The organism is Bradyrhizobium sp., from assembly GCF_049798375.1.
Lineage (GTDB): Bacteria > Pseudomonadota > Alphaproteobacteria > Rhizobiales > Xanthobacteraceae > Bradyrhizobium.
Genome location: NZ_JBARGP010000205.1, coordinates 1 through 5247, shown reverse-complemented (window position 1 = coordinate 5247; position 5247 = coordinate 1). Strand labels below are relative to the sequence as shown.

The 5247-nt window shown below is 64.7% G+C and carries 9 protein-coding genes; 5 read left to right on the top strand and 4 right to left on the bottom strand.

Translation table 11 applies throughout. The features are described from left to right. Positions 1-21: 21 nt before the first annotated feature. Positions 22-840: a helix-turn-helix domain-containing protein gene (locus tag WA702_RS08835; protein ID WP_425110142.1), complete on the bottom strand. Its 819-nt coding sequence runs from the start codon at positions 838-840 to the stop codon at positions 22-24. A gap of 144 nt (positions 841-984) precedes the next feature. Between WA702_RS08835 and WA702_RS08830 the strand changes: the two genes are divergently transcribed. Beyond that, positions 985-1392, top strand: a complete 408-nt coding sequence (locus WA702_RS08830) for a hypothetical protein (RefSeq protein WP_425110141.1) — start codon at positions 985-987, stop codon at positions 1390-1392. Positions 1393-1439: 47 nt separating this feature from the next. Here WA702_RS08830 and WA702_RS08825 read toward each other — a convergent pair whose 3' ends face one another. Continuing rightward, positions 1440-1895, bottom strand: coding sequence for a group III truncated hemoglobin (locus WA702_RS08825; RefSeq protein ID WP_425110140.1), 456 nt, complete (start codon positions 1893-1895; stop codon positions 1440-1442). A gap of 78 nt (positions 1896-1973) precedes the next feature. Here WA702_RS08825 and WA702_RS08820 point away from each other — a divergent pair, with 78 nt between their 5' ends. Genes WA702_RS08820 through WA702_RS08810 form a run of 3 tightly spaced genes read left to right on the top strand, consistent with a single transcriptional unit; the run spans position 1974 to position 3331 of the window. Then, positions 1974-2402 carry an RrF2 family transcriptional regulator gene (locus WA702_RS08820; RefSeq protein ID WP_425110139.1) on the top strand — a complete coding sequence of 143 codons (429 nt, stop codon included), beginning with the start codon at positions 1974-1976 and terminating at the stop codon, positions 2400-2402. Next, the gene (locus tag WA702_RS08815; RefSeq protein WP_425110138.1) at positions 2399-2686 is read left to right on the top strand and encodes a DUF6522 family protein; all 288 of its coding nucleotides are present in this window, start codon (positions 2399-2401) and stop codon (positions 2684-2686) included. The genes WA702_RS08820 and WA702_RS08815 overlap by 4 nt, the downstream gene beginning before the upstream one ends. 21 nt (positions 2687-2707) lie before the next feature. Next, positions 2708-3331, top strand: a complete 624-nt coding sequence (locus WA702_RS08810; protein WP_425110137.1) for a class I SAM-dependent methyltransferase — start codon at positions 2708-2710, stop codon at positions 3329-3331. 3 nt (positions 3332-3334) lie between these two features. Here the strand turns inward: WA702_RS08810 and WA702_RS08805 are convergent, their stop codons facing one another. Further along, a complete protein-coding gene (locus WA702_RS08805; protein ID WP_425110136.1) occupies positions 3335-3964 on the bottom strand; it encodes an SET domain-containing protein in 630 nt (209 codons plus the stop codon). A gap of 130 nt (positions 3965-4094) precedes the next feature. On the opposite strand from WA702_RS08805, the gene WA702_RS08800 reads away from it, so the two are divergent. Beyond that, positions 4095-4757: a hypothetical protein gene (locus tag WA702_RS08800; RefSeq protein WP_425110135.1), complete on the top strand. Its 663-nt coding sequence runs from the start codon at positions 4095-4097 to the stop codon at positions 4755-4757. Between the two features lie 14 nt (positions 4758-4771). On the opposite strand, the gene WA702_RS08795 is transcribed toward WA702_RS08800, so the two are convergent. Continuing rightward, the coding region (locus WA702_RS08795; RefSeq protein ID WP_425110134.1) for a TetR-like C-terminal domain-containing protein at positions 4772-5247 on the bottom strand (476 nt) is incomplete at its 5' end.

Below are 5247 nucleotides of genomic sequence, written 5' to 3'. Positions count from 1 at the left end.
CAAGGGCGAGCACAAGCGCCCTCAGAGCCGCGCTGCCATCTCCTTCAGTCGCGTCGCGGTCAGGTCATCTGCGGGAAAGAACGTTTCCAACGCCAGCTCCGACAGCGTGATATCGACCGGGGTGCCGAACACCATCGTGGTCGAGAAGAAGCTCAGTACCTCGCCATCCTGTCGCAGCTTGAACGGGATCGCGACATTGTCCGGCGGCAGCGGCCCTGACCTGGCCGGCATCGGGTAGGATTTCAGGTCCTGATAGAGCTCGAGCAGTTCTCCATCGGCCGTAGCCTCGCACTGCCGATGCAGCCGTTCCAACAGATGCCCGGACCATTCGGCGAGATTGACGGTGCGCGGCGCCAGCCCCTCGGGATGAAGGGCGAGCCTGAGGATGTTGAAGGGCTGACCGAGCAGCCGTTGCGGTAGGCCTTCCAGCAGCGGCGCCACCATGCGGTTGGCCGAGACCAGATTCCAATGCCTATCATAAGCCAGCGCCGGATTGGGCTCATGCGCTTTCAGAACCAGATCGATTGCGTGACGCGCGGCGGCAAGCGCCGGATCGTCGAGCGAGCGCTGCGGAAAGGCCGGCGCGTAGCCGGCGGCGACCAACAGCACGTTGCGTTCGCGCAAGGGCACCTCCAACCGTTCGGCCAGCCTCAACACCATCTCACGTGACGGTGCGGCGCGGCCGGTTTCGACGAAGCTCAGATGCCGCGCCGAGATCTCGGCATCGACGGCGAGATCGAGCTGGCTCAGATGCCGGCGTTGCCGCCATTCCCGTAAGTACTCGCCGACGTGAACCGGTCTGGCGCGGTCGGCTCGCGCGACGGATGCAGGTGCGTTCATGATCGAAAAGCTATCACGCCGATGTCACGCGTTCCATGACCTCCGAGGTAATCGAATTGGGGCGCTCGCGGGAGCAAGGTTGAGCGCACAGGAGACGATCTCCTGCATCGCTGAACGATAGGTTGCAACCGAAGGAGACCCGCTATGAACGCCACAATCCGCTCTTCGCAATTCCTGCGCCGGGCACTTGCCGCCGACGCCGTCTTCAGCGGCGTCGCAGCCGTGCTGCTGACCGTCGACGCCGGCATGCTCGCGCCACTGCTCGAATTGCCAGGGGCGCTGTTGCGCGAGACCGGATTGTTCCTGATTGCCTATACGGCTCTGGTCGGCTGGCTCGCCACCAGAGCGGTCGCGCCGAAAGCGTTGGTGATGCTGGTGATCGCGGGTAACGCGGCCTGGACGGTCGGCAGCCTCGGGCTGCTGTTCTCAGGCGCGGTGTCGCCGAATTTGCTCGGCGAGGCCGTCGTCGCAATCCAGGCTATTGCGACCGGCGTGCTCGCCGAATTGCAATATATCGGGCTGCGCCGCAGCGGCAGTGCAGTCGTCGCGTAAAAATCGAATGGAATCGTCGCGCGGCGCCCCCCGCGCGACGATGTTTGTTACTGCACGGCTTCCGAACGCCGGAAACGCTCGCCGATGCCGAGCATGACGCCATTGGCGTTGGCGATGCCGAGCTCGAGGCTGGTGGCGATGCGCCTGGCGCGCTCGACGAAATGCGCCTCCGCCTCGCCCGGGCAGACCTCGTGCGCTGTCTGTTCGAACAATGCGAGCCAGCGATCGAAATGCGCGGCATCGACCGGCAGAGGCGCATGCTTGACCATCGGCGTACCGTGATAGCGGCCGGTCATCAGGGCCACCGACGACCAGAATGCGCACATCTGCTGAAGGTGCGGCCCCCAGTCACGGATGCGCGCATCGAACACCGGCCCGAGCACGGCATCCGCCCGCACCTTGTCGTAGAAGGCGTGGACCAGGCGCTCGATCATGGCCTCCGTGATTCCGGTCCGGGCTGCGATCTCGGCCGTGATCCGCGCACGCCGCTCGTCGGCTTCCATGCCTGTCTCCTAAATATGCATATGAAATACCTATTTAGCGCGCTATGTTCGGTTCGCAAGTCAAATTTCGGTTCCCTCATGCACCTGACCATGTTCACCGACTTCGCGCTGCGCACCCTGATGCGACTGGCAGGCGAGCCGGCACGCTCGTTTGCGACCGCCGAAATCGCGGCCGAATTCGGCATTTCGCGGAACCATCTCGCCAAGGTGGTGCGCGACCTCGCAGGAGGCGGCTTCATCACCACGCAACGCGGGATCGGCGGCGGTTTCGTGCTGGCGCGGCCGGCGCAATCGATCACGCTGGGCCAGGTGGTGCGCGCGCTGGAGCGCGAGGCGCTGGTGGAATGCTTCCGCGCCGACGGCGGCTGCTGCCAGCTGACCACGCGCTGCCGGTTGAAAGCCAAGCTCGCCGCCGCCCGCGAAGCCTTCCTCCGCGAGCTTGACACCACGACATTGGACGAATGCGCCTATCCAGCACCGACGCCAGAATTCGCGGAGGCGACATGACACAGGTGGAATTCGGAGATGATGCGGTCGAGGTCGATGCCACCGTCATCGCCGAAGGGCTCGGTATGACACTGCCGGTCTTTCGTGAGGAGATGCAGGCCGGCCGGATCACCAGCGTGGTCGAACGCGGCGTCGACACTGACCTCGGCCGGCACCGCCTCACCTTTTTCTCGGCGCATCGGCGGTTCCGCTTGATCGTCGATCAGCACGGCCTCATTCTGAAGCGATCGGCGCTCGATTTTAGCGAAGCGTCCCTGCCCGCCTCGGTTCATCGCGGGGGCTGATCACTTCGAGAGCAATCGGCGATGACAGAGCATGTGCGCGGCACCGAAGGCTACGCATCGGAAGCCGACACGCTCGTTGCGCGCTATGAGAGCCTCGCCGCGGAGGACGTGCACCGTGCGGTACTGCATCTGTTTCCGACCGCGCCCGCACGCGTGCTCGACATCGGCGCCGGCACCGGGCGCGATGCTGCCTGGTTCGCCGCGCAGGGCCATCGGGTGGTCGCGGTCGAGCCGACTGAGGCACTGCGGCAGCGTGCGATGGTGCTGCACCCCTCGCCCCGCATCACCTGGATCGATGACGGGCTGCCCGAGCTTGCCGTCCTGCGCACGCACCACCAGCAATTCGATCTGATCATGATGACAGCGGTGCTCATGCATCTCGATTCCGCCGAGCGCGCCCGCGCGATGCTGAACATCGCAAGCCTGCTCGCGCCCGAGGGCATGCTGATCATGCGGCTGCGGCACGGCCCGGTGCCGCCAGGACGGCGCATGTTCGACGTGACGACCGCCGATGTGACCGCGCTTGCCGTGCCGGTCGGTCTGGACTGCGTGTTCGAACATCACGGCGGCTCGCTCGGCGTCCAGAATTTTTCGGCCGGCGTCACCTGGACGACGCTGGCCCTGCTCAGGGGCAGCGGCGCTTAAGCGCTAGACCGCAACACGGTGCCCGTTCAGCGTCTTGCCTTTGCCCCGCTTGGCACCGCTGGTCGCACGCTTGGTTTTACCGGGGCCCCTTGCAGTCTTCGTCTTTGGTGCCTTCTTGCTCTTGGTCGCTTTGGCGGTCTTCTCGACCTTGCGCTGCGCCTTGCGGGCTTCCTTTTCCTTCAGCAGCGCCTTCTCTGCCCTGGCCTCGGCGCGCTTCTTAGCCCGCTTCTTCTCGCAGGCTTCGCATTTGCAGCCGATCGGCTTCAAATAGGCCTTGAAGTAGTCGGTGCCGTAATCGTAGTTGATCTCGTCGCCGGGCTCGATGTCCTTGATGGCGCGGATGATCACCTTGCGCTTGCGTGGGCGAACGTCGGATTCGGCGTTCGGCTTGCAGGAATGATTGATGTAGCGGGCGACGTTCTCGCGAACCGAGCCGTCGATGGTCCAGCGGTTGTTCAGCTCGAACAGATATTTGTTCTCGATCGCATCCTCATCCTTCTTCTTGGAGTCAAGGATTGGACCGAAATAGCGGATGATCTTCTCGCCCTTCTTGATCGGCTTGGTGGCGAACAGGCCGAGACCAGTCTTGGAACGGCCGATACGGTAGGGCTTGGACGTCGGGATAGCGGGCATGATCGATGGAAGCCAGGGGACACGCGGGGATGATTCAAGCCCGCCCTTCTAGGACAATTCCGCCCCAATGTCAGGCCTTTCCGGCCGCCATCTCGCCCTATCCCCAGCCCAGCCGCGCCGAATAACCGACATGGTTTCAGGTCTGATAGAGCCGATGAAACAGCATCCTCAGCAATCCTATCTGTATGCCATCGCCGCCGTCGCGCTTGCAGCGCTGTGCGTCCTGCCCCTCATCACGAGGGACGCGATCGCGCGGGCTGCGGTCGGTAGCAGCTATTCCAGCACCGCTGCGGCCAATTGTTGGAGCGCCGACGGCAAGAAGAACGCCGACGACCAGTCATCGCGCATCTGCCGCGGCAAGGCCGGACGGGTGGTGTTCGTGAACATCGACGATCTGCGCGAGACGGTCTCGGTCGGACGCAACCGCACCGAAGCGGCGAAGGAACCGGCCGCGCAGGCCCTGTTTGCTCCGTTCAGTTCGGCAGCTCCACGGATCGAGTGGCGGATGGCCGGTAGCGAGCCGATCGCCATTATCCAGCGATGGCAACTGGCAGACCAGGCTGATCAGGACAACAACGGCCGACCGCGCGACAAGGCCCTGCTGATCGTGACGCGGCTGTCGCCCGGCGGCGCCTGCCACGTCGCCTATGTCGATGCGGCCGCCAATCCGAACGCCAACGAGCTGGCACGAAAGGCCGCAGACGAAACCGCGCGCAGCTTCGTGTGCGGCAAGGACCCAGTGAAGATCATCGGCAACAGCGGGCGCGCGGTGCAGCTCGCCACGCAGCGCTAGGTCTTTTCTCTGCTCTAGCCATGTTGCGGCGACCTGGTCGCCATCAGCATGGCCTGCAGCAGCGCCTCTGGCGTCGTTCCATCAGGCGCACGGCGCAACATGTCGGTGAGCCGGCCGTCGAGCAGCAGCATGGTATAGCCATGCACCAGCGACCACGCATGAACGATCCTGCCGGCCTCGTCGAGCGACAGCTTGCCGTCGGCGATCTGCCCTTCGTGTCCCGCCCCGACCGCGCGGGCCAGACCCTTGAACGAGGCTTCCGCCGCCGCGTGCAGCGCGGGTCGCGTATAATCCAGCCGCTCGTTGCGGAACATCAGGCTGTACATGCCGGGATTGGCCTCTGCATAGGCGACATAGGCGCGCGCCGATGCGAGCCCCTTCTCTGCCGGCGGCGCCGCGGCGACCGCGGCCTGCATCGCCGCACCGAAGCGCTGGAAGCCGATCGCCGCAAGCTCGCTGAGCAGGCCGCTCAGATCGCCGAAATGACTGT

Excerpts from the sequence above, each read along its gene's own strand:
- WA702_RS08835 (WP_425110142.1), bottom strand. The coding sequence starts at position 840 with ATGAACGCACCTGCATCCGTCGCGCGAGCCGACCGCGCCAGACCGGTT.
- WA702_RS08830 (WP_425110141.1), top strand. The coding sequence starts at position 985 with ATGAACGCCACAATCCGCTCTTCGCAATTCCTGCGCCGGGCACTTGCC.
- WA702_RS08825 (WP_425110140.1), bottom strand. The coding sequence starts at position 1,895 with ATGGAAGCCGACGAGCGGCGTGCGCGGATCACGGCCGAGATCGCAGCC.
- WA702_RS08820 (WP_425110139.1), top strand. The coding sequence starts at position 1,974 with ATGCACCTGACCATGTTCACCGACTTCGCGCTGCGCACCCTGATGCGA.
- WA702_RS08815 (WP_425110138.1), top strand. The coding sequence starts at position 2,399 with ATGACACAGGTGGAATTCGGAGATGATGCGGTCGAGGTCGATGCCACC.
- WA702_RS08810 (WP_425110137.1), top strand. The coding sequence starts at position 2,708 with ATGACAGAGCATGTGCGCGGCACCGAAGGCTACGCATCGGAAGCCGAC.
- WA702_RS08805 (WP_425110136.1), bottom strand. The coding sequence starts at position 3,964 with ATGCCCGCTATCCCGACGTCCAAGCCCTACCGTATCGGCCGTTCCAAG.
- WA702_RS08800 (WP_425110135.1), top strand. The coding sequence starts at position 4,095 with ATGGTTTCAGGTCTGATAGAGCCGATGAAACAGCATCCTCAGCAATCC.